Origin of the sequence: Streptomyces phytophilus, assembly GCF_013870535.1 — a bacterium.
Lineage (GTDB): Bacteria > Actinomycetota > Actinomycetes > Streptomycetales > Streptomycetaceae > Streptomyces > Streptomyces phytophilus.
The window spans coordinates 1-1,797 of sequence record NZ_JACBXC010001211.1; the positions used below are offsets into that span (position 1 = coordinate 1).

The 1,797-nt window shown below is 74.0% G+C and carries 2 protein-coding genes; both read left to right on the forward strand.

Annotated elements, in window-relative coordinates:
* Positions 1-1,217: cytochrome P450 family protein (locus tag H5J30_RS30865; RefSeq protein WP_181790786.1), on the forward strand; the 1,217-nt coding region annotated here is incomplete at its 5' end.
* Positions 1,218-1,315: 98 nt separating this feature from the next.
* On the forward strand, positions 1,316-1,797 hold a 482-nt coding region (locus H5J30_RS30870; protein WP_181790788.1), incomplete at its 3' end, for a transglycosylase family protein.

Genomic DNA, 1,797 nt, shown 5'->3' on the forward strand with positions numbered 1-1,797 from the left:
CCACCGACCCGTACCCCGCGTACGCGTGGCTGCGCACCCACGCCCCCGTCCACCGCACCACCGTGCCCAGCGGCGTCGACGCCTGGCTCGTCACCCGCTACGCCGACGCACGCCAGGCCCTCGCCGACCCCCGGCTGTCCAAGAACCCCGCGCACCACCACAGCGACAAGACCGGCATCCCCGGCGAGCGCGGCGCCGGCCTCATGACCCACCTGCTCAACATCGACCCGCCCGACCACACCCGGCTGCGCCGGCTGGTCTCCCAGGCGTTCACGCCCCGCCGCGTCGCCGCCTTCGCGCCCCGCGTGCAGGAGCTGACCGACCGGCTCATCGACGGCTTCGCGGACCGCGGCGAGGCCGACCTCATCCACGAGTTCGCCTTCCCGCTGCCGATCTACGCCATCTGCGACCTCCTCGGCGTCCCCGCGGAGGACCAGGACGACTTCCGCGACTGGGCCGCGGTCATGCTGCATTCCTCCGGGGGACGCCCCCCGGAGGCCCGTAACCACGGCAAGGGCTCCCGCGGGGGCGTCGCGCGCGCCGTGAAGAAGATGCGCGCCTACCTCGCCGAGCTGATCCACCGCAAGCGCGCGGCACTCGGCGGCGGCGACGCCGCGGACGACGACCTGATCTCCGGCCTCATCCGCGCCTCCGACGAGGGCGAGAAGCTGACGGAGAACGAGGCCGCCGCCATGGCGTTCATCCTGCTCTTCGCCGGCTTCGAGACCACGGTCAACCTGATCGGCAACGGCACGTACGCCCTCCTCACCCACCCCGCCGAGCGCGCCCGGCTGGCCGCCGAGCCCGCGCTGCTGCCCTCCGCGGTGGAGGAACTGCTGCGCTACGACGGCCCGGTGGAGCTGGCGACGTGGCGGTTCGCCACCGAGCCGCTGGAGATCGGCGGGCAGCGCGTCGCCGTGGGCGACCCCGTGCTCGTCGTGCTGGCCGCCGCCGACCGCGACCCCGCCCGCTTCGCCGACCCCGACGAACTGGACCTGTCCCGCCGTGACAATCAGCACGTGGGCTACGGCCACGGCATCCACTACTGCCTCGGCGCCCCCCTCGCCCGGCTGGAGGCGCAGACCGCCCTGGGTACCTTGCTGCGCCGCCTTCCCGACCTGCGGCTCGCGGCCGAGACGTCCGAATTGCGGTGGCGCGGCGGGCTCATCATGCGCGGCCTTCGGACCCTGCCGGTGCACTTCGGCCCGTCTCTGTGATCTGCGCGTGACTATCAGGCGATCAACTTGTGATCGGAGGTACTTCGGTATTAGGTTCGGCCACTGGCTCGAACACACAGGGAACGAAAGGCACTCGCATGCGCTCGGGTAACGGACGCCACCGACGTCCCCGCCAGGCCCCCGCGTTCGTCGTCGCGGCCGGTGCGACCGGGGCGGGTCTCGCCCTGCCGCTGCTGGGCGCGAGCGGCGCGAGCGCCGCCGACGCCGGCACGTGGGACCGGGTCGCCGAGTGCGAGAGCGGCGGGCTGTGGAGCGCCGACGAGGGCAACGGCTACTACGGCGGCCTGCAGTTGACGATGGCCATGTGGCAGGAGTACGGCGGCGAGGAGTTCGCCTCGCAGCCCGACTTCGCCAGCCGCGCGCAGCAGATCACGGTCGCCGAGCGCATCCTCGCCGGCATGGGCGCCGACAAGGCGTGGCCGGAGTGCGCCCAGGACGCCGGGCTGCACGGCGACGACTCGGTGCCCGAGGTCGACCCCGGCGCCGAGCTGCCGCTGCCGCCCACGGCGCCGCCCACCCTCGCCCCCGACCCCGGTGCCGCGGACGGCGCGGACGGCTC